This window comes from Streptomyces coeruleorubidus (assembly GCF_008705135.1).
Taxonomy (GTDB): Bacteria; Actinomycetota; Actinomycetes; order Streptomycetales; family Streptomycetaceae; genus Streptomyces; species Streptomyces coeruleofuscus.
Genome location: NZ_CP023694.1, coordinates 1943948 through 1965885 on the forward strand (window position 1 = coordinate 1943948; position 21938 = coordinate 1965885).

The window sequence follows — 21938 nt, forward strand, 5'->3', positions numbered from 1 at the left end:
ATGCCACCCACCACCCGAATCGGTCGGCCACTCCAGCCCGTCCGGCGTTTGAGGACGAGGCCGTTCAGGCCGAAGCGGGGTCTGGGGGCGCAGCCCCCAGCGGGGTCGAAGGGGCGGAGCCCCTGGGGATGGGACGGGTAGGGGCGGCGGGGGCGAGAAAACTACCCCCGCGTCAGCGACAGCAGATCCCGGGCCGGCCCGGTAGGGCGATGCCCGGTCGGCCACACGGCCCTCAAATCCCGCGCCAGCGCGACCCCGTCCACCGGCACCCGCACCAGACGCCGCATCGCGAGCTCCTCCCCCACCGCCAGCTCACTCAGCACCGCCGGCCCCGCCCCGCTCACCGCCGCCGCCTTGACCGCCGTCGTGGACGACAACTCGATCAACGGCCGGGCCAGCCCACCCAGCGCCGCGTCCAGGACCTGACGCGTCCCGGAGCCCTTCTCACGCAGGATCAGCGGCGTCGACGCCAGCTCCTCCGCGGCCAGGGAACGCCGCCGACGGGCCCAGGGATGGGCAGGAGCCGTGACCACTATCAGCCGGTCGTGCGCGATGACCACCGAGTCCAGCCCCGTCGGGACCGTCAGCCCCTCGACGAACCCCACATCGGCCTCGTCCGACAGCAGCCGCTCCGCGACCACCGTCGAGTTCCCGGCGTGCAGGGACACCGCCGTGTCGGGCCGCTGTGCGCGCAGCGCGAGCAGCCAGCCGGGCAGCAGGTACTCGGCGATCGTCATGCTCGCCGCCACCCGCAGCCGCGAGTCGCGGCGATCGCGCAGCGCCTGCGCCCCCACGTCGAACGCCTCCGCCGCCTCGACGATCCGCCGCGCCCAGTCCGTCACCAGCGCACCGGCGTCCGTGAGCCGGGACCCGCGCGGTGAGCGGTCGACCAGCGCCACGCCGAGCTGCCGCTCCATCGACCGGATCCGGCTGCTGGCCGCGGGCTGGGTGATGCCGAGTTCCCGCGCCGCCCCGCCGAGGCTGCCGAGCCGGGCCACCGCCAGCAGCAACTCCAGACCGCCCAGATCCGGCACCCGGTGCGCCAGGGACCCGGTGGCCGGGACCCCGCCCTGCTCTTCCGTCCTGCTCATAAACCCAGCTTATGTCGCCATAGGAGCACACTCCCTGGTGGTGGGGTGCCCACGGCCCGACCGTGGAGTCATGGTCACCGCAGCCCAGCCCCTTCCGTGCGCAGTCTCCGTCCGGCACCTCGGGCCCAACTGGTACGCCACCGTCATGGGCACCGCCGTCGTCGCCACCGCCGGGGCCGCCCTGTCACCACACGTCCCCGGGCTGCGCGGCGCGTCGGCCGGTGTCTGGGCCCTCTCGCTGGTCCTGCTCGTCACCCTGCTCTGCGCCCGGGCCGTGCACTGGGCCCGTCACCGGGACCAGGCCCGCGCCCACCTCCTCGACCCGGCGACGGCCCCGTTCTACGGCTGCCTCGCCATGGCCCTGCTGGCCGTGGGCGGCGGTGCCCTCACCGTCGGCCGGGACTGGATCGGCCTGCGGGCGGCCGTCGCGCTCGACGCCGTGCTGTTCACCGCCGGTACGGTCCTCGGGCTGGCCGCCGCGGTCGCGGTGCCGTATCTGATGGCCGTACGGCACCGGGTCGAGCCGGGGCAGGCCACGCCCGTCTGGCTGCTGCCGCTGGTCGCGCCCATGGTGTCCGCCGCCGTCGGGCCGTCGCTGGTGCCGCATCTGCCGCCCGGTCAGGCCCGTGAGACGCTGCTGCTCGTCTGCGTCGCGCTGTTCGGGCTCAGTCTGCTCGCGACCCTGCTCATGCTGCCCCTGGTCGTCGGGCGGCTGGTCACCGGCGGGCCGCTGCCGCTCGCCCTCACCCCGACGCTGTTCCTGGTGCTCGGGCCGCTCGGGCAGTCCACGACCGCCGCCGGCGCGTTCGCGGACGTCGCCCCCGGTGTCGTACCGGCGCCGTACAGCCAGGGCTTCGGTGTGCTCGCCGTGCTCTACGGCGTGCCCGTGATGGGGTTCGCGCTGCTGTGGTTCTGCCTCGCCACCGCCCTGGTGCTGCGTGCCCGGCGGCACGGGATGCGGTTCTCGATGACCTGGTGGTCGTTCACCTTCCCGGTCGGCACCTGTGTCACGGGCGCCGAGGCGCTGGGCCGGCACACCGGTCTCGTGGCCTACGCGGGGCCGGCGGTCGTGCTGTACGCGGTGCTGGTCGCCGCGTGGGGCACCGCCGCCGTGGGCACCGTGCGCGGGCTGCTCAGGGGCGAGCTGCTCGCAGGGCCCGGCCCAGTACCCGCGGCGCCTCGGCCAGCGACGGCCCGTACCACGTCAGGTGCCGTCCGCTGACGAGCGCGCAGGGCAGGCCGGGGAAGGCCTCGGGGCCGTCGTCGGCGGTGAAGCGGTACGGCTCGTCCGGGAGGACCACCACGTCCGGTGCGCAGGCGCGGAGTTCCTCCAGGGGGATGCGGGGGTAGCGGTCGGGGTGCCCCGCGTGGAGGTGGTCGACGCCGAGGCGGGCGAGGACGTCGCCCGCGAAGGTGTCGCGGCCCAGGACCATCCACGGGCGGCGCCAGATCGGTACGACCGCCGTGAGACGGGCCGGAGGCGGCGGCAGGGAGGACCAGGTCTCCTCCGCCTCGTCGAGCCAGCGCGGGCGGGCCGCCACTTCGCAGGCGTCCAGGACGCGTGCCAGTTCCCGGAAGGCCTGCGGCACGTCGCGGATCTCCGTCACCAGGACCTCGACGCCCGCCGCGCGCAGGGCCGCGAGGTCGGGTGCGCGGTTCTCCTCCTCGTTGGCGATCACCAGGTCGGGAGCGAGGGAGACGATCCGGTCGGTCTTGGGGTTCTTCGTGCCGCCGACGCGTACGACGTCGAGGCCGGGCGGATGGGTGCACCAGTCGGTGGCGCCGACCAGGGCGCCGGGCGCGGACCGGGCCACGGCCTCGGTCAGCGACGGGACCAGCGAGACGACCCTCACCGGCGCGGCCGGTCCCGGACGGCCTCGATGTGCTCCGCCACGGCGACGACGATCACCCGGGTGTCGGACTCCGCCGCCCGCCAGCGGTGCCGCACACCGCCGGTGAGGTACAGCGTGTCGCCGCGGCCGAGCCGGTAGGCGCGGCCCTCCGCCTCGATCTCCACCGCGCCGTCGGCGACGTACATCAACTGGTCGTTGCGGTACTGGAACTCACGGCCGGCGTCGTGGTCGCCGGTGAACTCGGAGGCGTGCATCTGGTGGTGACCGCGCACCAGGGACCGGGTCCGGGGCTGGGGCAGCGGTTCGGTGCCGTCGGCGCGGACGACGTCCACGCTGCACGCCGGGTCGGCCGCGGCGAGGAGTTCGACCGCGGTGGTGCGCAGGGCGTCGGCGACCTTCTCCAGGGAGCTCGTGCTGGGCCGCGCCCGGTCGTTCTCGACCTGGCTGAGGAACGGGACCGACAGACCGCTGCGCTCGGCCACGACGGCGAGGGTGAGCTCCAGCGCGCGGCGCCGCCGGCGCACGGCCGCGCCCACCCGAAGGGGCTGTTCTTTGTGGTCGCCCATCGCTCCGGCTCCCTCCTTCGCCCGTCGATCCGGTCCCGGTGCGCCGGTGTCCCGGCGCACTGCTTCTGTTGAGTTGTCTGCACCCTACGCATGTTCGGCAAACCGTTGCATGCGCCCGTCACATCGATGTCACACAAGGCGGTGCGCGACCTCACAGTTCGCGCCAGGGGATCCGCCGTCACCGGGGGCGGCGCGCGGATTCCTCCTACGGGAACAGCAGGGAGGGAGAAGGGGTTCGGGGGGTGGCGTAGCGCTCTGTGGTTGTCCGGATCCTGCTCGTGGGTCCGGGCCCCTGGCGGGGTCCGGATACGGGTGAGGGTACGCGTACGGGGCGGGACGCGGCGTGTCGCGTCCCGCCCCGTCACGGAACCTCACTGCGGCGTCATGCGCTCCACCATGTCGGGGTGCTGCTTCAGCCACGCGGCGACGGCCTCTTCCTCATGGCCCTGGCCGCGGTCCTTGATCTCGCTCTCCAGGCTGCCGAGCTCGTCCTCGCTCATCTTGAAGTTCTTGATCCACTTCGTGAGCTGCGGGTACTGCTCGGGGAACTTCTCGTTGGAGATGGTGCGGATCGTGTTGCCCTCGCCGAAGGCCTTCTTGGGGTCCTTCAGCTTCGTCAGCTTGTAGTCGCTGTACGCCCAGTGCGGCGACCAGAGGGTGACGGCGATCGGCTCCTTCTTGGCGTAGGCCCGCTTCAGCTCGGCCAGCATGGCCGGGGTGGAGCCGTCGACGACCTCGTACTCCTTGTCGAGGCCGTAGCCGGGCAGGACCTTGTTCTTCGCCAGGTCCATCTCGCCGGTGCCCGGCTCGATGCCGATGATCTTCCCGTCGAAGGTGCCGGCCTTGCCCTTGAGGTCCTCAAGGGAGTCGACTCCCTTGACGTAGGACGGCACGGCGATCTCCAGGGAGGTCGGTTCGTACCAGGTGCCGAGGTCCTTGAGCCGGTCCTTGTTCTTGTCCCAGTAGTTCTTCTGGGCGTAGGGCAGCCAGGCGTCGAAGTTGAGGTCGAGATCGCCCGAGGCCAGACCGGTGTAGACGGGGCCGACGTCCATCTGCTTCAGGTTCATCTTGTAACCGCGCCGTTCGAGCACGTTCTTCCACAGGTATGTGACGGCGATGTCCTCGTCCCAGGGGAACCACGCCACGTCCAGCGGCCGCTTCGCCTCGGCGGGCGTGGCGCCGCCGGTGCCCTTGACCGGGGCGAGCTTGTCGGCGTAGCCGGGGTGCTGCTTCAGCCAGGCGCGGACGGCCTGCTGCTGGTTGCCCTTGCCGGCCTTGTTGATCTCGGCTTCGAGGCTGGTGAGCTCCTTCTCGCTCATCTTGAAATTCTTCAGCCAGCCGGCGACCGTCGGGTCGTCGTCCGCGAAGCCCTTGCGGGCCAGCGTGTGCACGCCGTCGCCCGCACCCCAAGCACCCTTGGGGTCCTTGAGCTTCGTCAGCTTGTAGTCGTTGTACGCCCAGTGCGGCGACCAGAGCGTGACGACGATCGGCTCCTTCTTGGCGTACGCGCGCTTCAGCTCGGCCAGCATGGCGGGCGTGGAGCTGTCGACGACCTTGAACTCCTTGTCCAGGCCGTACTCCTTGAGGACCTTGCTCTTGAGCAGGGCCATCTCGCCGGCGCTGGACTCGATGCCGGTGATCTTGCCGCCGAACTCGGACGCCTTGCCCTTGAGGTCCGCCAGGGAGTCGATGCCCTTCATGTAGGAGGGCACGGAGAGCTCCAGGGACGTCTTGTCGTACCAGGCGCCCAGGTCGTCGAGCTGCTTGCCGTACTTCTTCCAGTACTGGGCGTGGGTCGTGGGCAGCCAGGCGTCGGTCTGGAAGTCGATGTCGCCCTGGGCGAGGGAGGTGTAGAGCGGTCCGGCGTCGAGCTGCTTGGCCTCGACCTGGTAGCCGCGCTGCTCCAGGACCTCCTTCCAGAGGAAGGTGGAGGCGACGCCCTCGTCCCAGGGGATGTAGCCGATGCTGATCTTCTTGCCCTGGCCGACGTCCTTGCTGCCTGCCGCGGCGGTCGAGCCGGTGCCGCCGCCGAAGACCCCCATGCCGCCCGAGACGAGGGCGAGGACGACGACCCCGATCACGGCCACGGCCGGGCGGGGCCGGTACGACCAGATCTTCAGCCCCTGGGCGGCGCGCAGTCTGGCGGCGGCGCGGCGGCCGAGCGGGGAGACCTGGGTGCCCAGCGCGCTGGTCATGCGGTCGAGGTAGATCGCGAGGATCACGATGCCGACCCCGGCCTCGGCACCCAGGCCGACGTTGAGCTGGCCGATGGCCTGGTTGACGTCGCCGCCGAGACCGCCGGTGCCGACCATGCCGGCGATGGCGGCCATGGACAGGCCGAGCATGATCACCTGGTTGACGCCGGCCATGACCGTGGGCAGGGCGAGGGGGAGCTGGACGCGCAGCAGGGTGTTGCGGGGTGTGGTGCCGAACGCGTCGGCGGCCTCGACCAGGTCCTTGTCGACCTGGCGGATGCCGAGTTCGGTCATGCGTACGCCCGGGGCGAGCGCGAAGATCAGGGTGGCGACGATGCCCGCGGAGGCGCCGGTGCCGAAGAAGAGGATCGCCGGGATGAGGTACACCATCGCGGGCAGCGTCTGCATGAAGTCCAGGACGGGCCGGACCAGACCGCTGACGCGGTCGGAGCGGGCCGCCCAGATGCCCACCGGTATGGAGATCACCAGTGCGATGACGGTCGCCACGAGGACGAGCGCCAGGGTGATCATCGCGTTCTCCCACAGGTCGAGGGAGTCGATGAACGCGAATCCCACGAAGGCGAGGACACCGGCGAGGGTGCCGCGCAGCCAGAAGGCGATCACGGCGAAGATGCCCGCGAGGAGCAGCGGTTGGGGGGCCTGGAGGACGGCGTTGATGCCGTCGTAGAGGCCGAGGAAGACGGTCTTGCAGAAGTCGAACAGCCACCCCATGTGGGTGGTGAGCCAGTCGACGGCGTCGTTGACCCAGGTGCCGAGCTGAATCCTAGGCACGGGCGGTCACCTTCTCTCCGCCCTTGTTCCGCGGGGAGTCGCACGGCTCCGGGGTGGCGTCCCGCTCGTCGCCGAGGAAGCCGACCAGGCGCTGCCGGGGGACGACGCCGATCAGCTTGTTGTCCTCGTCCACGACCGAGACGGGGTGGGAGAGCCGGGCACTGATCGCGCAGAGCTCCGTGAACGGGGTGCCGGTCGTGGCGGTCTCGCAGTGGCAGCCGGGGTCGTCGCCGGTGACCGAGGTGTCCATGAGCTCGCCCGCGGTGAGCACGCGGGAGCGGTCGACGTCCTGGGTGAAGGAGGCGACGTAGTCGTTGGCCGGGCGCAGCAGGATGTCCTGCGCGGTGCCGTTCTGCACGATGCGGCCGTCGCGCATGACGGCGATGCGGTCGCCGAGGCGCATGGCCTCGTTCAGGTCGTGGGTGATGAAGACGATCGTCTTCTTCAGCTTCTGCTGGAGCTCCAGCAGCTGGTCCTGCATGTCGCGGCGGATCAGCGGGTCCAGGGCGCTGAAGGACTCGTCCATCAGCAGCAGGTCGGCGTCGGTGGCGAGCGCGCGGGCGAGGCCGACGCGCTGCTGCATGCCGCCGGAGAGCTCGTCGGGCCAGGACTTCTCCCAGCCGGCCAGGCCGCACAGGGCGAGCGCCTCGTCGGCGCGGCGTACGCGCTCGGCGCGGGGCACGCCCTGCACTTCCAGACCGTAGGCGGCGTTCTCGCGCACGCTGCGGTGCGGGAAGAGCGCGAAGTGCTGGAACACCATGCTGATCTTCTTGGAGCGGACCTCGCGCAGCTCACGGTCGCCGAGCGTGGTCAGGTCCTGACCGTCGAAGCGCACGTGTCCGGCGGTCGGTTCGAGCAGGCCGTTCAGCATGCGCAGCAGGGTGGACTTGCCGGAGCCGGACAGGCCCATGACGACGAAGATCTCGCCGGGCTCCACGGTGAAGGACGCGTCGATCACGGCGGCCGTCACGCCCTCGGCGCGCAGCTCGTCCCGGTCGGCACCGTCGCGGAGCCGCTGGACCGCCTGGTCCGGTCTCCGGCCGAACACTTTGTACAGGCTCTCTGCCTGCAGCCTTGCTGACACGTGCACCTCAATTTCCACGGCGACAGAACAGCGCGAGGACAGGGCGCAAAAGTTGAAATGTGCAACCAGCCTCACTGCGGGGCGGCGCCTCCCCCCGATTCCGGTTCCCAAACGCACAAGTGGGGCGCGTCACACATGAGACGGGTGACTGTCGGTGGCGTACGGCATGATGCGTGGCGTGACCGGACGACTGATGCTCCTCGACACCGCCTCCCTGTACTTCCGCGCCTATTTCGGCGTCCCGGACTCGGTGAAGGCACCGGACGGCACGCCGGTGAACGCCGTGCGCGGGCTGCTCGACTTCATCGACCGCCTGGTCCGGGACCACCGGCCCGACCACCTCGTGGCCTGCATGGACGCCGACTGGCGGCCGCACTGGCGGGTGGAGCTGATCCCCTCCTACAAGGCCCACCGCGTCGCCGAGGAGCACGCGGCCGGCCCGGACGAGGAGGAGGTGCCCGACACGCTGTCGCCGCAGGTGCCGGTCATCGAGGCGGTGCTGGACGCGGTGGGCATCGCGCGCGTGGGCGTCCCGGGGTACGAGGCCGACGACGTGATCGGCACGTTCACCGCGCGGGCGAAGGGCCCGGTCGACATCGTCACGGGCGACCGCGACCTCTACCAGCTGGTGGACGACGCGCGCGGGGTGCGCGTGCTGTACCCGCTGAAGGGCGTGGGCACGCTGCAGCTCACCGATGAGGCATGGCTCCGTGGGAAGTATGGGGTCGACGGCAGCGGGTACGCGGATCTGGCCCTGCTGCGCGGCGACCCCAGCGACGGCCTGCCGGGCGTGCCGGGCATCGGCGAGAAGACGGCCGCCAAGCTGCTGGCCGAGTTCGGGGACCTGGCCGGGATCATGGCGGCGGTCGAGGACCGGGGGTCCAGGCTGACGCCGACGCAGCGCAGGCGGCTGGACGAGGCGCGCCCGTATCTGGCGGTCGCGCCGAAGGTGGTCCGGGTCGCGCACGACGTACCGCTGCCGGACGTCACGACGGCGGTGCCGCGGACGCCGCGCGACCCTGCGGAGCTGGAGGTGCTGGCGGAGCGCTGGGGGCTGGGCGGGTCACTGGAGCGCCTGCTGACGACGCTCTCGGCGTGACCCGTGCGGGGGCCGATACCTCTCCTGAGGCCGGTGGCCCTCATCAACTTCTCATCCGAGAGGTGTTAAGTGGGGGCGAGGTGCTAACTTAGGTAAGCCTAACTATGCGAATCAGGGAGGTCCTCATGGCAGAGCGACCGGGACGCCAGCCGCGCAAGCCGCACTCCGCTCAGGTCGTCCGCACCGAGCGGCTGACCCCGCACATGCAGCGGGTGGTGCTCGGTGGCGAGGGCCTCGCCGACTTCGCGGCGGGAACGTGCACCGACCACTATGTGAAGCTGCTGTTCCCGCCGGAGGGCGTGACCTATCCGGAACCCTTCGACATGCAGCGCATCCGCGACGAGCTGCCGCGCGACCAGTGGCCGGTGACCCGGACGTACACGGTGCGCCACTGGGACGCCGAACACCGCGAGCTGACCCTGGACTTCGTCATCCACGGCGACGAGGGCCTGGCCGGCCCCTGGGCGGCGCGCGTCCAGCCGGGCGAGACCGTGCGGTTCATGGGCCCCGGTGGGGCGTACGCGCCCGACCCGGACGCCGACTGGCATCTGCTCGCCGGCGACGAGAGCGCGCTGCCGGCGATCGCCCGCTCCCTGGAGGCACTGCCGCGCGGGGCCAGGGCGTACGCCTTCGTGGAGGTCTCCGGCCCCGAGGAGGAGCAGAAGATCGACTCGGAGGTGGAGGTCGTCTGGCTGCACCGCGGTGACCGGCCGCTCGGCGAGGCGCTCGTCGAGGCCGTGCGGGGCCTGTCGTTCCCCGAGGGCCGGGTGCACGCCTTCGTCCACGGCGAGGCGCACTTCGTGAAGGAGCTGCGGAAGCTGCTCCGTGTCGAGCGGAGCGTCCCGCGCGAGGACCTGTCGATCTCCGGCTACTGGCGCCGCGGCCACAACGAGGACGGCTGGCAGGCCTCGAAGCGCGAGTGGAACGCCCGCGTCGAGGCGGAGCAGGAGCGCTCCCCCGCCGCCTGAGCGACGCGAGCGCGTCACTCCGCCCCGGGCATGCCGCGGTCAGTCTCCCCGCACGCGTGCGTGCAGATGCATGTCGTGCCAGCCGTCCGGATGCAGGATGGCGCTGCGCTTGGTGCCTTCGAGGGCGAAACCGGTCCGCGAGGCGACACGGCAGGAGGCCTCGTTGCGCACGGCGTGCAGCAGTTCGAGACGGTGGAAACCGATCTCGTCGAGCGCCCAGCGGGCGAGCGCGGTCGTGGCCCGGGCGGCGACGCCCCGGCCACGTGCCACCGGGACGGTCCAGTAGGCCACTTCCGCCACGCCGTCGTCGAGCCGTATCTCACGCAGCGCCACCCGCCCCAGCAGCCGGCCGGAGTCCGCGCCGACGGCGGCCCACTGCGCCTCCCGCCCCTCCTCCCACCCCTGATGCCAGTCGCGGATCCAGCCGGCGACCTCCTCCTCGGAGTCGGCGGACCGGGCGTGCCACCGGTGCATCACAGGGTCCTGGAAGACCTCGTACACCGCAGGGGCGTCCTCGCTCTGCCAGGGGCGCAGGAGAAGTCCGTCGCCGGTGGTCAGGGTGGGCTGCGGGCGGCCGGTGAAGACCCTGGGCGTCAGGACCGGGCTGATGAGGAAGGGCATGCCCACATCCTGGCAAGGGGCCGTGGTCGGCCCCAGGGGTTTTCCGCCGGTGCCCGCCCGCCTCGTACGCTGGGCCGCGATGAGACGCCGGACCCGCATTCCGCCCGCTCCCCTGCCGCAGCGCCACGGGGTGGACCCGGTGCGCGTGCGACTGCCCGCCGCGGGGGGCTGGGCCACGGTGCGTGAACACTTGGTGGAGCGGCTCTCGGGCGCCGGTGACGGGGTCGTCGACGGGATGTTCGACGCGGGGCGGATCGTCGGGGTGGACGGGCGGGCCGTGCCGGCGGACGCGCCGTACGTGCCCGGGATGTTCGTGTGGTTCCACCGGGAGCTGCCCGACGAGGTGCCGGTGCCGTTCCCGCTGGAGGTCGTGTACCGGGACGAGCACATCGTCGTCGTCGACAAACCCCACTTCCTCGCCACCACCCCGCGTGGCAGCCACGTCGCCGAGACCGCGCTGGCCCGGCTGCGCCGCGAGCTGGACCTCCCGACGCTCGGCGCCGCGCACCGCCTGGACCGGCTCACCGCCGGACTGGTGCTGTTCACCGTGCGCCCCGACGAACGCGGCGCCTACCAGACGCTGTTCCGCGACCGGCGGGTGCACAAGGAGTACGAGGCCGTCGCCCCGTACGATCCCGGCCTCGCCCTGCCCCGGACCGTGCGCAGCCGGATCGTGAAGGAACGCGGCGAGCTCACCGCCCGGGAGGTGGCGGGCGAGCCCAACGCCGTCAGCCGCGTCGAACTCGTCGAGCACCGCACGGACGGGGCCGGCGGACTGGCCCGGTACCGGCTCGTGCCCGGCACCGGGCAGACCCATCAGCTGCGCGTGCACATGACCGCGCTGGGCGTGCCGATCCTCGGCGACCCGCTCTATCCCGAGGTCACCGCTCCCGGGCCGGCCGGTGACTTCCGGCGCCCGCTCCAACTGCTGGCCCGCGCCCTGGAGTTCACCGACCCGGTCACGGGCGTGGAGCACCGGTTCCGCAGCGGCCGGGTGCTCGCGGCCTGGTCGTCGTACGACCGGTGGGCCGCCGGGACGCACGACGGCCCGTGCGACGGTCAGTAACCCCGCCACCAGCTCAGGAAGCGCTGCCAGGCGCCCTTGCGGCGGGCCGGTTCCTCCGCCGTCGGCTGTGGGGCCGGAGGAACCGGCTGGGGTTGCGCCGGAGCCGGCTGAGGTTGTGCCGGAGCGGGCTGGGGCTGCGGCTGTGCGGCGACCGGTGCCGGCTGCGGCTGCGTGGTGCCGATCTGCCAGTCCGGGCGCTGCGCGGGGATCGGCTTGTGGCTCGGCGTCTGCGTCACGTCCTGCGGCGGCTTGGGCGCGAACTGCACCGGCAGCGACACCAGGTGCCGGGAGGCGATGGACGCCGTCCAGCGCAGCTCGTCCTCGTCGCAGTCGAGTTCGACGTCCGGCAGCCGCATCAGCAGCGCGTCGACGCCGACGTCGGCGATGGAGCGGCCGATGTCCTGACCGGGGCACTCGTGCGGGCCGCCGCCGAAGGCGAGGTGGGACCGGTTGCCCTGCATGCTGGCCTTCAGGTCCGGCCGCACCCGCGGGTCGACGTTGGCGGGAAGCGGGGCGAAGAGCAGTCCGTCGCCCCGGCGGATGCGCTGCCCGCCCAACTCGGTCTCCTGCTTGGCGAAGTAGGCGAAGACCGTGCTGAACGGCGGCTCGTTCCACAGCGACTGCTCCACCGCCTCCGGCACCGTCATCTGGCCGCCGTTGAGCTGGGCCCGGAACCGCGGGTCGATCAGCACCGTGAGCAGCACGTTGGACAGCAGGTTGGTGGTGGCCTCGTAGGCGGCGAAGAGCACCAGGCGCAGGTGCTCCCTGACCTCGTCGTCGGTCAGCCGGGCCGGGTGGGTGATCAGATAGCTGGCCAGGTCCTCCTCCGGCTGGGCGCGGCGCCGGGTGGTGAGCCGGCTCAGGGCGTCCATGACGTAGGAGTGGCTGGCGATCGCCGTCTCGGTGCCCTTGAGGGCGTCACGGGCGGCCTCGACGAGACGGTCGTTGTAATCCTCGGGCATGCCGAGGATCTCGCACATCACCGCCATCGGCAGGTGCTCGGCGAACTGGCCGACGAGGTCGGCCTCGCCCTGCTCGCAGAACCGGTTGACGATGGCCTGCGTGCTGCGGTTGATGTAGCGGCGCAGGCTGCGGAAGTCGATGGTCGAGATGGCGCCCTGAACCGCGCCGCGCAGCCGCTTGTGCTCGTCGCCCTCGGCGTGCGAGGCGATGGGCTGCCAGGCGATGTGCGGCATCAGCGGGTGATCGGGCTTGACCAGGCCGTCCCTGAGCGGGGTCCAGATACGGCTGTCCCGGCAGAACTGCGTGGGCGAGCGCACCATGTGCAGGTTCTCGGCGTGGCCGAGCACGATCCACATCGGTACGTCGTCGTGGAGCAGCACCGGCGCCACGGGGCCGTGCTCCTGCCGCAGCTGCTCGTACAGCGTTGCCAGGTCCTCCGACTCGTGCAGCCGGTGCAGTCCCCCGGGCCCGAGGCCGTGTGCGGGGCAGCCGGGGGGCGGGCCGGTCCGGGGGGCGTCCGTACCGGTCGGGGCGTGGGATTCAGGCGTCACAGTGGTCGCTCCGAAACAGAGGTGAATCCAGGTGTACGGGGGGAAGGTGGGGCGTGCGCGGACACGGGCTCAGGTGAGCGAGCCCGTCATGGCGAGCGAGTGCAGGAAACGCATGAGGGTCATCAGGACGTCACGGCTGGAGGCCCGCCGCCGCGCGTCGCACTCCATGATCGGGATGTCCGGGGAGAGGTCGAGCGCCGTGCGGAGCTCCTCGATGGGGTAACGGGGCGCGTCCGGGAAGGAGTTGATGGCGACCACGAACGGCACGCCGCGTTCCTCCAGGCGCCCCATGACGTCGAAGCTGACCTCCAGCCGACGGGTGTCGACCAGCACCACCGCGCCGAGCGCACCCTCGAACAGGCCGTTCCACAGGAACCAGAAACGCTGCTGTCCGGGTGTGCCGAAGAGGTACAGCACCAGCTCGTCGGTGATGCTGATCCGCCCGAAGTCCATCGCCACGGTGGTGGCCGTCTTGGACGCGGAACCGAAGTTGTCGTCGACACCGATGCCGGCCTGCGTCATGGTCTCCTCGGTGGTCAGCGGTGTGATCTCGCTGACCGAGCCGACCATGGTCGTCTTGCCGACGCCGAAGCCACCCACGATCACGATCTTGGCCGCGGCCTGTGCCGTGTGGGGCAACTGGTCCTCGGCCCGGGGGCCCGGGATGGTGTCAGAGCCTTTGAAGTCCATTCATCACCGCTTCGAGGAGGGAACGGTCGGTGCGTGCCTGACGGACGATCGGGGCGCGCGCCTTCACCAGTTCCGCCGTCAGCAGCTCGGTGAGCAGCACGCCCATCGCGCTGAACGGCAGGTGGAGGTAGGCCGACAACTCGGCCACGGACAGGGGGGCGGCGCAGAGCCGGAGCACCGCCGCCTGCTCGGGAGAGGCGGAGGGCGGCGGATCCGTGGCACGCGCCACGATTAACGTCACCAGGTCGAGCTCGGCCCGTTCACCGTCCGGGCCGGCCACCACGTACATCCGCTCCGGGTTCTTGACCTTGCCCTCGCCCTCCTGGGGCGTGGCCGGTTCCGGGACGGCGGGTTCGCGCCTCTGGCGTTGCGGAGGCGTCATACGATCTGCCCGTTCCGCCGGGGCGGAGTGGTGAGATGCCCGCCGATCCGGACGACCAGATCGCGCATCATCGCGCTCATCCGGCCGGGTTCGCACCGCACGTCGGAGAGCACCGCGAGGAAGGCGTTGGCTCCGGCGCTCATCAGGTAGAAGTAGCCGCGGTCGATCTCGATCATGACGAGCTTCATCTCGCCGTCGCCGACGCTGAGTTCCTGGCAGACGCTGCCCGCGAGCGACTGGAGACCGGCGCAGGCCGCGGCGACCCGGTCGGCCGCGTCGGGCTCGCCGCCGTAGCGGGCGATGCGCAGACCGTCGGCCGAGAGCACCACGATCATCTCGATGCCCGGCACGCCGTCGGCGAGCTGCTTGAGCATCCAGTCGAAGTTGCCTCGCTGCTGGATCACTTGAGGTCCCCCTCGTCATCGGCCTCGGTGGGAGCCGGGTCGTTGAGCAGGTGCAGGTACTTGGTCGGGTTCCGGATGAAGTCGGTCGGGTGGGTGCCGGGCTCGATGCCCTGCTTGAGCCCCTCCCAGAAGGCCTCCAGGCCCTTGCCGGGGGCGTCGGGGGCGCTCATGTCGCGCAGCGGCTTGGGCTCGGGCTCCAAAGTCGCCCACGGGTTCGCCTCGCCCCGTGCGGCGGCCTCCCGGTCTTCCCGCTCATAGGCGGCCTGCTGGGCGATCCGCTCGGTGAGGGAGGTCTTCACCCGGCTGCGGCGCTGCGGCAGGCCGTTCGGCGTCCACTCGGTGACCTCGGGGACGTCGTCGTCATCCAGCGAGACCGTCGCGGGGATGCGCGGGCTGGTGGGGCGGCGCTTCTTCGGCGTGCGCTTCGGCCCCTCGGGGATGCCGACCGTCATGGGGATGCCGGTGGCGCCGATGCCGTGGGCGAGTCCGACACCGGGCTCGTGAGTGATCATCTCGCTCGGCACGATGAGGATGGCGCGGACGCCGCCGTACGCGGAGGCGCGCAGCGAGACCTGCATGTTGTACGCCGTGCACAGGCGGCCGACGACTGCGAGGCCGAGGCGCGGGTGCTCGCCGATGTCCTGGAGATCGACGCCCGCCTTGGCGGCCTCCAGCATGCCCTCGATCCGGGCGCGTGCCTCCTCGTTGAGGTTGACACCGCCGTCCTCGATCTCGATGCACACGCCGGTCTGCACCTCGGTGGCGGTGACGTGCACCTTCGTCTGCGGCGGCGAGTAGCGCGTGGCGTTGTCGAGGAGCTCGGCGGCGGCGTGGATGACCGGCTCGACGTAGATGCCCTTGACGCTGACCTTGGCGATGGAGGAGAGCTGGATGCGCCGGTACTCCAGGATGCGGGACATGGCGCCGCGCAGCGTGCTGTACAGGGACACCGGCTCGGGCCACTGCCGTCCGGGGCGGCCGCCGCCGAGGACGGAGACGGAGTCGGCGAGGCGGCCGATCAGGGCGTTGCCGTGGTCGATGCGCAGCAGGTCGTCGAAGACCTCGGGGTTGCGGCCGTGGTCCTCCTCCATCTCCCGGAGTTCCTCGGCCTGCTGGTGGATGATCGCCTGGACGCGGCGGGAGACACTGACGAAGGAGCGCGCGGCGGCGTCGCGCATGGTCACTTCGCGGTCGACGATCTTGAGCACCGTCAGCAGCGTCTCGGTCTGCGGGGCGGGGAGGTCGCGGTACTCGGGGTTGGCCAGGCCGAGCTTGCGAATCACCTCCCTGGGGGATTCTCCGGTGTTCAGCAGTTGGAGCGCCGCGGGGATGATCTCCCTCGAGAAGCGGACCAGCTCGTGCTCGTGCGCGGCGATCCGCTGTTCCAGATGCGCGCTGTGCCGGGCGTGCTCGGCCCGCTGCCTGCGCAGGGCACGGCCGCGGCGCACCGCCTCGGCCGCCGTCGCGATCAGCAGCACGGTGGCGATGCCACCGCACCAGCCGACGGCGAGCCGGGCCGGCGCCGTCACCAGGGCGACAGCGGCTCCGGTCGCCGCGGCCATCGCTATGGCCGGCAGCAGCAGCACGCGCGCGTAAGGAAGTTCAGCGCGACCGGGAGGGGATTGAACACTCACCATGTGGGCCTTCTGAAAGGAGTCGGCTGGAGTTCGGAAGGACTTGCCAGGGGGTATGTCATGAAGCTGTAGGACTCTTCCGCACATTGGGGAACAAGCGCCCGAATTCATCTCAAGCCGGTGCGCTGCGGGCGAGCTTAGTCCGACCGGATCATCGCCGTGTCATATTCAGCAACTGCCGGAAACCGGTCGCGAAGGGATAGTACGCTCAGTCTTTTACACGCTGCGACATCGTTCGAATACGGCCCGTAACGACGAACAGGCATGCGAAAGCCCCTCACCCCAACAGGTGAGAGGCCTCGGCAACAACGCCCTACAAGGGGCGCGGGGCCGTATCGATTTGCGGCTCCGCCGCGTGGGCGCGAGCAACCACAAACAACCGGCACCCGCACAGCGACAATCAGCCCACCGACGAGTAGGCGACAACCCCCCGCAGCAACAGATCAACGGCCTTACGGGCGTTCTTCACCACCGACGACCCTTGCGGAGCCGCCGCAGCGATCTGCCCCAGCACATCGATGACCTGCTTGCACCACCGCACGAAGTCCCCCGCCGGCATCTCCGCCTCGCGCAGCACCTCGTCGAGCCCCTTCCCGGAGGCCCACATGTACGCGGCCCAGGCGAAGCCCAGGTCCGGCTCCCGCTGCCCGACACCCTCGGTCTGGGTGATCCGGAACTCCTCCTCAAGGGCGTCCAGCCGCCCCCAGATCCGCACCATCTCGCCCAGCGCGGCCTTGGCCTTCCCCGAAGGCAGCTTCGGCGCCAGCGCGTCGTCCCCTACGCGCGACTCGTACACCAACGCCGAGACGCACCCGGCCAGTTCGGCCGGTCCGAGCCCCTCCCAGACACCCTCGCGCAGGCACTCGCTGGCGAGCAGGTCCAGCTCGCCGTAGAGCCGCGCGAGCCGCTTGCCGTGCTCGGTGACGTCATCGCCGCGCAGGTAGTCCATCTCGGTCAGCAGCGCCACGATGCGGTCGAACGTCCGCGCGATCGTGTTCGTACGGCCCTCGATGCGCCGCTCCAGCTGCGAGGTGTCCCGCAACAGCCGGTGGTAGCGCTCGGCCCAACGGGCGTGGTCCTCACGGTCGTTGCACCCGTGGCAGGGGTGCGCGCGCAGAGCCGTCCGCAGCCGGGCGATCTCGCGGTCGTCGGCCGCCTGGGAGCGCCGCTTGCGGTGCCGGTCGGCCGGGATGTGCCCGGCCTTGGTGCGCAGCGCGGACGCGAGGTCCCGACGGGACTGCGGCGAACGGGGGTTGAAGGACTTCGGGATCCGCATCCGCTCCAACGGCTCGACCGGCACCGGGAAGTCGATGGCCGCCAGCCGCTTCACCTGCCGTTCGGCGGTCAGCACCAGCGGGCGCGGCCCGTCGTGGTGGTCGAATCCCCGGTGGCCGTTGGAACGGCCCGCGGGCAGGCCGGGGTCCAGCACCAGCGCCAGCCCCGCGTACTTGCCGGTGGGCACGTGGATGACGTCGCCGGGCTTGAGCTTCTCCAGCGCGACGGCGGCCTCCGCGCGTCGCTGTGCCGCACCCTGCCGGGCGAGTTCGTTCTCCCGGTCCTTCAGTTCGCGGCGCAGCCGCGCGTACTCCTCGAAATCGCCGAGGTGGCACGTCATGGAGGCCTTGTAGCCCTCCAGTCCCTCCTCGTTGCGCTGCACCTGCCGGGAGATCCCGACGACCGACTTGTCCGCCTGGAACTGCGCGAAGGACGTCTCCAGCAGCTCGCGCGAGCGGTGCCGGCCGAACTGCTCGACGAGGTTGACCGCCATGTTGTACGACGGCTTGAAGCTGGACCGCAGCGGGTACGTGCGCGTGCCGGCCAGGCCCGCGAGGTGCTCGGGGTTCATGCCGCGCTGCCAGAGCACGACGGCGTGGCCCTCGACGTCGATGCCGCGCCGTCCGGCCCGGCCGGTCAGCTGCGTGAACTCGCCCGGGGTGATGTCCGCGTGCTGCTCGCCGTTCCACTTGACGAGCTTCTCCAGCACCACTGAACGGGCGGGCATGTTGATGCCGAGGGCGAGGGTCTCGGTGGCGAACACGGCCTTGACCAGGCCGCGCACGAACAGCTCCTCGACGACCTCCTTGAAGGTCGGCAGCATGCCCGCGTGGTGGGCGGCGATGCCGCGCTCCAGGCCTTCCAGCCACTCGTAGTAGCCGAGGACGTGCAGGTCCTCGTGCGGGATGGACGCCGTGCGCTCCTCGACGAGCGCGCGTACCCGGTGGCGCGCCTCCTCGTCGTTGAGCCTGAGGCCCGCGTACAGGCACTGCTGGACGGCGGCCTCGCAGGCGGCGCGGCTGAAGATGAAGGTGATGGCGGGCAGCAGCCCCTCGGCGTCGAGCCGCTCGATGACCTCGGGACGGCTCGGCGTCCACACCCGGGAGCGCTGTCTGCGCTCACGCTCGCGGTCGGCCTCGCGCAGCCGGCCGCGCCGGCGGTCCTGGTACGACGGCCGGGTCGCCTCCATCCGCGCCATGCGCGTGAGGTCGGGGTTGACGGCCTTCTTGTGGCCCTCGCCCTCCTCGAACAGGTCGTACATCCGCCGCCCGGCCAGCACGTGCTGGAACAGCGGCACGGGCCGGTGCTCGGAGACGATCACCTCGGTGTCGCCGCGGACCGTGTCGAGCCAGTCGCCGAACTCCTCGGCGTTCGACACGGTCGCCGAGAGCGAGACGAGCGTGACCGACTCGGGGAGGTGGATGATCACCTCTTCCCAGACGGCACCCCGGAAGCGGTCGGAGAGGTAGTGCACCTCGTCCATGACCACGTAGCCGAGGCCCAGGAGCGTCTGCGAACCGGCGTACAGCATGTTCCGCAGCACCTCGGTGGTCATCACGACCACCGGGGCATCGGAGTTGACGCTGTTGTCGCCGGTGAGCAGGCCCACCTTGTCCGTGCCGTAGCGGCGGCACAGATCGGCGTACTTCTGGTTCGACAGCGCCTTGATGGGTGTCGTGTAGAAGCACTTCTTGCCCTGGAGGAGGGCGAGGTGGACGGCGAACTCGCCGACGATCGTCTTGCCGGAGCCGGTGGGCGCGGCGACCAGCACGCCCTTCCCCGCCTCGAGCGCCTGGCAGGCCTCGATCTGGAAGGGGTCGAGGCCGAAGTCGTACATCTCGCGGAATGAGGCGAGCGCGGTGGCCTGCTCGGCAGCGCGCTGACGGGCTGCCGCGTACCGCTCGGCCGGTGAGAGATCCTCTGTCATCGTGCTTTCGAGCGTACCGGGCCGCACTGACAACAGGACGATCATTATCCGGATCCGTTCCTGTGAAACCGGGGATCGGCGCAGCTCAGGGACAGCCCGGCTCAGGGGCCGACCACCCGCACGCCCCCGCGCACGCAGCGCGCGCTCAGCGGCAACGGGCCGAGTGGTTCCCCGTCCGCGTATCCGGTGACGCCCTCGGCGGCGATCTCGACCCGCGCCGCCCGCAGCACGGTCACCTTCGGATGCTCGACATGGGTCCCCCGGTACACCCGCGGAAACACGCGCAGCAGCGTCGTACGGTCGCAGTCTCCGACCACGGTGATGTCGAACAGCCCGTCGGTCAGGTCCGCGCCGGGGCAGATCCGCATGCCGCCGCCGTACGACGATCCGTTGCCGACGGCCACGAGGGTCGCCTCGACCTCACGGACGTCGCCGTGGTCGAGCCGGATCCGGTACGGGACGGGCCGGAACGCGGCGAGTTCGGCGACCATCGCGAGGTCGTACTTGAAGCGGCCGGCGGGCCACCTCATGCGGTTGCCCCGGTCGTTGACCCGGGAGTCGAAGCCGGAGGCGAGGACCGTGCCGAACCAGCGGTCCCCCACCTGGCCGAGGTCGATGTCGCGGAGCCGGCCGCGCTTGAGGGCGTCGGCGATCATCCGGCCCGCGGCGGCCGGCTGGCGCACGGGCAGACCGAGGGCGCGGGCGAAGTCGTTGCCGGTACCGACGGCGACCAGGCCGAGGGGGGTGCTCGTGCCCGCGACCGCCCGCAGAGCGAGCTGGGCCATGCCGTCACCGCCGACGGCTATCAGGGCTCCGGTGCCGCCCGCGACAGCGGCACGCGCGCGGGCGAGGGCGTCCGGGGCGTCCTCGCCGAGCACCGTACGCACCGAGTAACCGGCCGCCCGCAACGCGGAAGCGGCCGGCTGCGCCGCACGGGCGCCCCGGCCGCGACCCGCGGTGGGGTTGACGAAGAGGGTGATCTCGCTGGTCACGCGACCGACCCTATGAGCTGCCCGCCGATCTTCAGGTCACGTCGTCATAACCGTTGACCCGGTCCGTGCGCTCCGCGCTCGCCTGCTCGGGCAGCGCGGCGCGGCTGGTCGTCACGGGCTCGATCTCGCCGATGTCGTCGGGGGTGAGGTCCAGCTCGGAGGCCTCGTCGTCGGCGGGGCCCAGGGCATCGCGGCGGCTGCGGCGGCGGTCGTTGAGCAGGGAGAAGAGCACCGCGGCGAAGTACAGGATCCAGATCGGCCCGGCGAGCGCGAGCATCGTGAGCGGGTCGGTGCTCGGCGTGGCGATGGCCGCGAACACCGTGATGCCCATGATCATGCCGCGCCACCAGCCGAGCATGCGCTTGCCGCTGATCGCCCCGGTGCTGTTGAGCATGACCAGCAGCAACGGCAGCTCGAAGGAGAGGCCGAAGACGAGCACCATCCGCATGACCAGGTCGAGCAGGTCGTCCAGCGGGAGGAGGTTGGACGTGCCGCCCGGGGTGAACTCGAGAAGCACCTTCGCCGTGGTGGGAAGCACCGTGTAGGCGAAGTAGGCGCCGATGATGAACAGCGGGGCGCCCGTGCCGACGAAGGCATAGGCGTACTTCTTCTCGTGCCGGTGCAGGCCCGGCGCGATGAAGGCCCACAGCTGGTAGAGCCAGATCGGCGAGGCCAGGACGACACCGGCCATCAGGGACACCTTCAGCGCGAGCGTGAAAGGAGTGAGCAGGCCGTTGATGGTGATCTGCGCACACGGCTTCGAACCCGGCTGCGCCTTGGCCAGTTCCGCGAAGGTCTTGTCACAGCCGACCGAGTCGAGGATCGGCTTGGTGATCAAGTTGATGATGTCGTTGTAGAAGAAGGCGGCCACGATCGTCACGAGCACGATGGCCAGCAGCGCCTTCGCGAGCCGGTTGCGGAGCTCGCGGAGGTGCTCCGCAAGGGGCATGCGCCCCTCGGGATCCTTCTCCTGCTTGCGGGCAGACTTCAGCAACCCACGTTCCCATCTCGTGCGGCGGGCCGGAGGTCACCGGCCCTGGGTCAGCGCTTGGTCGTGTCCGTCGGCTCGTTGACCGGGCGCGAGCTGGTCACGTCACCGGGCGCTGCCTGGATGGTGCGCTGCGAAGGCTGCTCGTCGTTGTTGGGCGGGCCGGCCGGGGTCGTGGACGACTTGTTCTCGTCCTTCATCGCCTTGGCCTCGCTCTTGAGGATGCGGGCCGACTTGCCGAGCGACCGAGCCATGTCCGGAAGCTTCTTCGCGCCGAACAGCAGGATGATGACGACGAGGATGAGAATGATCTCGGGGGCTCCGAGCCTTCCGAACATAAGTCTTTACCTTCTCACCGAGGCGGCTGTGGTGGGGTGCTGTCCGACCGGTCGGACATGTGTCCGAACGATCGTGTTGACAGCGATCGTAACGCTCGGGGGTAAACGTGAGGCAATCCCTTTGCATCCCCTGTGCGTACTCCCGTCCGCGGCCAGTGCCTCGTTAACCGGGCCGCGACCAGCAGCGTACCTGTCCGAACCGCCGAGGTGACAGGGCGAAGTGTCCCAAAGCCCGACTCACAGCCACCCGCCGGACAGCTCACAGGGCGTCCACGGAGCGGGCCGCGCTCTCCGCCGCCCGCTCCAGGTCCTCGGCGGCACGGTTGATACGGCGCGCCGAGTCCGTGACCTGGCTGCCCAGGCGCTGTGCCTCGACGAAGACCCGCACGGCGAGCACCCCGAGCACGGCGAGACCCACGAATCCCACGGCAATCGCGAACATCGGCCAGAACATGACGC

At 71.0% G+C, this 21938-nt stretch carries 20 protein-coding genes; 4 read left to right on the plus strand and 16 right to left on the minus strand.

Translation table 11 applies throughout. The annotated features are described in order from the left end of the window. Positions 1 to 161: 161 nt before the first annotated feature. Entirely contained in the window at positions 162 to 1091 is a 930-nt protein-coding gene (locus CP976_RS09130; RefSeq protein ID WP_150479883.1) for a LysR family transcriptional regulator, read from the minus strand. 70 nt (positions 1092 to 1161) lie between these two features. Between CP976_RS09130 and CP976_RS09135 the strand changes: the two genes are divergently transcribed. After that, positions 1162 to 2313: a TDT family transporter gene (locus CP976_RS09135; RefSeq protein ID WP_150479884.1), complete on the plus strand. Its 1152-nt coding sequence runs from the start codon at positions 1162 to 1164 to the stop codon at positions 2311 to 2313. Here CP976_RS09135 and CP976_RS09140 read toward each other — a convergent pair. From CP976_RS09140 to CP976_RS09155, 4 genes are all read right to left on the minus strand, one after another. Then, positions 2225 to 2944 (minus strand): helical backbone metal receptor, encoded by a 720-nt coding sequence (locus CP976_RS09140; protein ID WP_150479885.1) that lies wholly within the window; start codon positions 2942 to 2944, stop codon positions 2225 to 2227. The genes CP976_RS09135 and CP976_RS09140 overlap by 89 nt on opposite strands. After that, positions 2941 to 3510 (minus strand): helix-turn-helix domain-containing protein, encoded by a 570-nt coding sequence (locus tag CP976_RS09145; RefSeq protein ID WP_086841771.1) that lies wholly within the window; start codon positions 3508 to 3510, stop codon positions 2941 to 2943. The genes CP976_RS09140 and CP976_RS09145 overlap by 4 nt, the downstream gene beginning before the upstream one ends. Before the next feature lie 371 nt (positions 3511 to 3881). Continuing rightward, entirely contained in the window at positions 3882 to 6497 is a 2616-nt protein-coding gene (locus CP976_RS09150; RefSeq protein WP_150479886.1) for an ABC transporter permease/substrate binding protein, read from the minus strand. Next, the gene (locus tag CP976_RS09155; RefSeq protein ID WP_150479887.1) at positions 6490 to 7581 is read right to left on the minus strand and encodes a quaternary amine ABC transporter ATP-binding protein; all 1092 of its coding nucleotides are present in this window, start codon (positions 7579 to 7581) and stop codon (positions 6490 to 6492) included. The genes CP976_RS09150 and CP976_RS09155 overlap by 8 nt, the downstream gene beginning before the upstream one ends. A 169-nt stretch (positions 7582 to 7750) precedes the next feature. On the opposite strand from CP976_RS09155, the gene CP976_RS09160 reads away from it, so the two are divergent. Both CP976_RS09160 and CP976_RS09165 read left to right on the plus strand, forming a co-directional pair. Next, positions 7751 to 8680, plus strand: a complete 930-nt coding sequence (locus CP976_RS09160) for a 5'-3' exonuclease (RefSeq protein ID WP_229876131.1) — start codon at positions 7751 to 7753, stop codon at positions 8678 to 8680. Between the two features lie 125 nt (positions 8681 to 8805). After that, positions 8806 to 9648 (plus strand): siderophore-interacting protein, encoded by an 843-nt coding sequence (locus CP976_RS09165; protein WP_150479888.1) that lies wholly within the window; start codon positions 8806 to 8808, stop codon positions 9646 to 9648. A 39-nt stretch (positions 9649 to 9687) separates the two neighbouring features. On the opposite strand, the gene CP976_RS09170 is transcribed toward CP976_RS09165, so the two are convergent. Further along, on the minus strand, positions 9688 to 10269 hold the full coding sequence (locus CP976_RS09170; protein WP_150479889.1) for a GNAT family N-acetyltransferase: 582 nt from the start codon (positions 10267 to 10269) through the stop codon (positions 9688 to 9690). A 79-nt stretch (positions 10270 to 10348) separates the two neighbouring features. On the opposite strand from CP976_RS09170, the gene CP976_RS09175 reads away from it, so the two are divergent. Beyond that, positions 10349 to 11335 carry an RluA family pseudouridine synthase gene (locus CP976_RS09175; RefSeq protein ID WP_150479890.1) on the plus strand — a complete coding sequence of 329 codons (987 nt, stop codon included), beginning with the start codon at positions 10349 to 10351 and terminating at the stop codon, positions 11333 to 11335. On the opposite strand, the gene CP976_RS09180 is transcribed toward CP976_RS09175, so the two are convergent. The 10 genes from CP976_RS09180 to CP976_RS09225 form a co-directional block, all read right to left on the minus strand. Then, entirely contained in the window at positions 11329 to 12849 is a 1521-nt protein-coding gene (locus CP976_RS09180; protein WP_150479891.1) for a cytochrome P450, read from the minus strand. The genes CP976_RS09175 and CP976_RS09180 overlap by 7 nt on opposite strands. Positions 12850 to 12918: 69 nt before the next feature. Then, a complete protein-coding gene (locus CP976_RS09185; protein WP_150479892.1) occupies positions 12919 to 13539 on the minus strand; it encodes a GTP-binding protein in 621 nt (206 codons plus the stop codon). Next, positions 13520 to 13921, minus strand: a complete 402-nt coding sequence (locus tag CP976_RS09190; protein ID WP_150479893.1) for a DUF742 domain-containing protein — start codon at positions 13919 to 13921, stop codon at positions 13520 to 13522. Before CP976_RS09190 ends, CP976_RS09185 begins: the two co-directional genes overlap by 20 nt. Further along, positions 13918 to 14325, minus strand: coding sequence for a roadblock/LC7 domain-containing protein (locus CP976_RS09195; RefSeq protein WP_150479894.1), 408 nt, complete (start codon positions 14323 to 14325; stop codon positions 13918 to 13920). Before CP976_RS09195 ends, CP976_RS09190 begins: the two co-directional genes overlap by 4 nt. Next, positions 14322 to 15962 carry a sensor histidine kinase gene (locus CP976_RS09200; protein WP_150479895.1) on the minus strand — a complete coding sequence of 547 codons (1641 nt, stop codon included), beginning with the start codon at positions 15960 to 15962 and terminating at the stop codon, positions 14322 to 14324. Before CP976_RS09200 ends, CP976_RS09195 begins: the two co-directional genes overlap by 4 nt. 397 nt (positions 15963 to 16359) lie before the next feature. Next, positions 16360 to 19206 (minus strand): DEAD/DEAH box helicase, encoded by a 2847-nt coding sequence (locus CP976_RS09205; RefSeq protein WP_150479896.1) that lies wholly within the window; start codon positions 19204 to 19206, stop codon positions 16360 to 16362. 56 nt (positions 19207 to 19262) lie between these two features. After that, positions 19263 to 20153 carry a diacylglycerol kinase gene (locus CP976_RS09210; RefSeq protein WP_150479897.1) on the minus strand — a complete coding sequence of 297 codons (891 nt, stop codon included), beginning with the start codon at positions 20151 to 20153 and terminating at the stop codon, positions 19263 to 19265. Positions 20154 to 20184: 31 nt separating this feature from the next. Then, positions 20185 to 21147, minus strand: a complete 963-nt coding sequence (gene tatC / locus CP976_RS09215; RefSeq protein ID WP_150479898.1) for a twin-arginine translocase subunit TatC — start codon at positions 21145 to 21147, stop codon at positions 20185 to 20187. Between the two features lie 47 nt (positions 21148 to 21194). Further along, positions 21195 to 21479: a Sec-independent protein translocase subunit TatA gene (gene tatA, locus CP976_RS09220; protein ID WP_059419437.1), complete on the minus strand. Its 285-nt coding sequence runs from the start codon at positions 21477 to 21479 to the stop codon at positions 21195 to 21197. A gap of 259 nt (positions 21480 to 21738) precedes the next feature. Beyond that, complete coding sequence (locus CP976_RS09225) at positions 21739 to 21933, minus strand: hypothetical protein (protein WP_059419435.1); 195 nt, start codon at positions 21931 to 21933, stop codon at positions 21739 to 21741. Positions 21934 to 21938: the final 5 nt, after the last annotated feature.

Bases quoted from the DNA above. Each gene is read 5' to 3' on its own strand.
- CP976_RS09130 (WP_150479883.1), bottom strand. From the start codon at position 1,091: ATGAGCAGGACGGAAGAGCAGGGCGGGGTCCCGGCCACCGGGTCCCTG.
- CP976_RS09135 (WP_150479884.1), top strand. From the start codon at position 1,162: ATGGTCACCGCAGCCCAGCCCCTTCCGTGCGCAGTCTCCGTCCGGCAC.
- CP976_RS09145 (WP_086841771.1), bottom strand. From the start codon at position 3,510: ATGGGCGACCACAAAGAACAGCCCCTTCGGGTGGGCGCGGCCGTGCGC.
- CP976_RS09160 (WP_229876131.1), top strand. From the start codon at position 7,751: ATGCGTGGCGTGACCGGACGACTGATGCTCCTCGACACCGCCTCCCTG.
- CP976_RS09165 (WP_150479888.1), top strand. From the start codon at position 8,806: ATGGCAGAGCGACCGGGACGCCAGCCGCGCAAGCCGCACTCCGCTCAG.
- CP976_RS09170 (WP_150479889.1), bottom strand. From the start codon at position 10,269: ATGCCCTTCCTCATCAGCCCGGTCCTGACGCCCAGGGTCTTCACCGGC.
- CP976_RS09175 (WP_150479890.1), top strand. From the start codon at position 10,349: ATGAGACGCCGGACCCGCATTCCGCCCGCTCCCCTGCCGCAGCGCCAC.
- CP976_RS09185 (WP_150479892.1), bottom strand. From the start codon at position 13,539: ATGGACTTCAAAGGCTCTGACACCATCCCGGGCCCCCGGGCCGAGGAC.
- CP976_RS09190 (WP_150479893.1), bottom strand. From the start codon at position 13,921: ATGACGCCTCCGCAACGCCAGAGGCGCGAACCCGCCGTCCCGGAACCG.
- CP976_RS09200 (WP_150479895.1), bottom strand. From the start codon at position 15,962: ATGGTGAGTGTTCAATCCCCTCCCGGTCGCGCTGAACTTCCTTACGCG.
- CP976_RS09205 (WP_150479896.1), bottom strand. From the start codon at position 19,206: ATGATCGTCCTGTTGTCAGTGCGGCCCGGTACGCTCGAAAGCACGATG.
- tatA (WP_059419437.1), bottom strand. From the start codon at position 21,479: ATGTTCGGAAGGCTCGGAGCCCCCGAGATCATTCTCATCCTCGTCGTC.
- CP976_RS09225 (WP_059419435.1), bottom strand. From the start codon at position 21,933: ATGTTCTGGCCGATGTTCGCGATTGCCGTGGGATTCGTGGGTCTCGCC.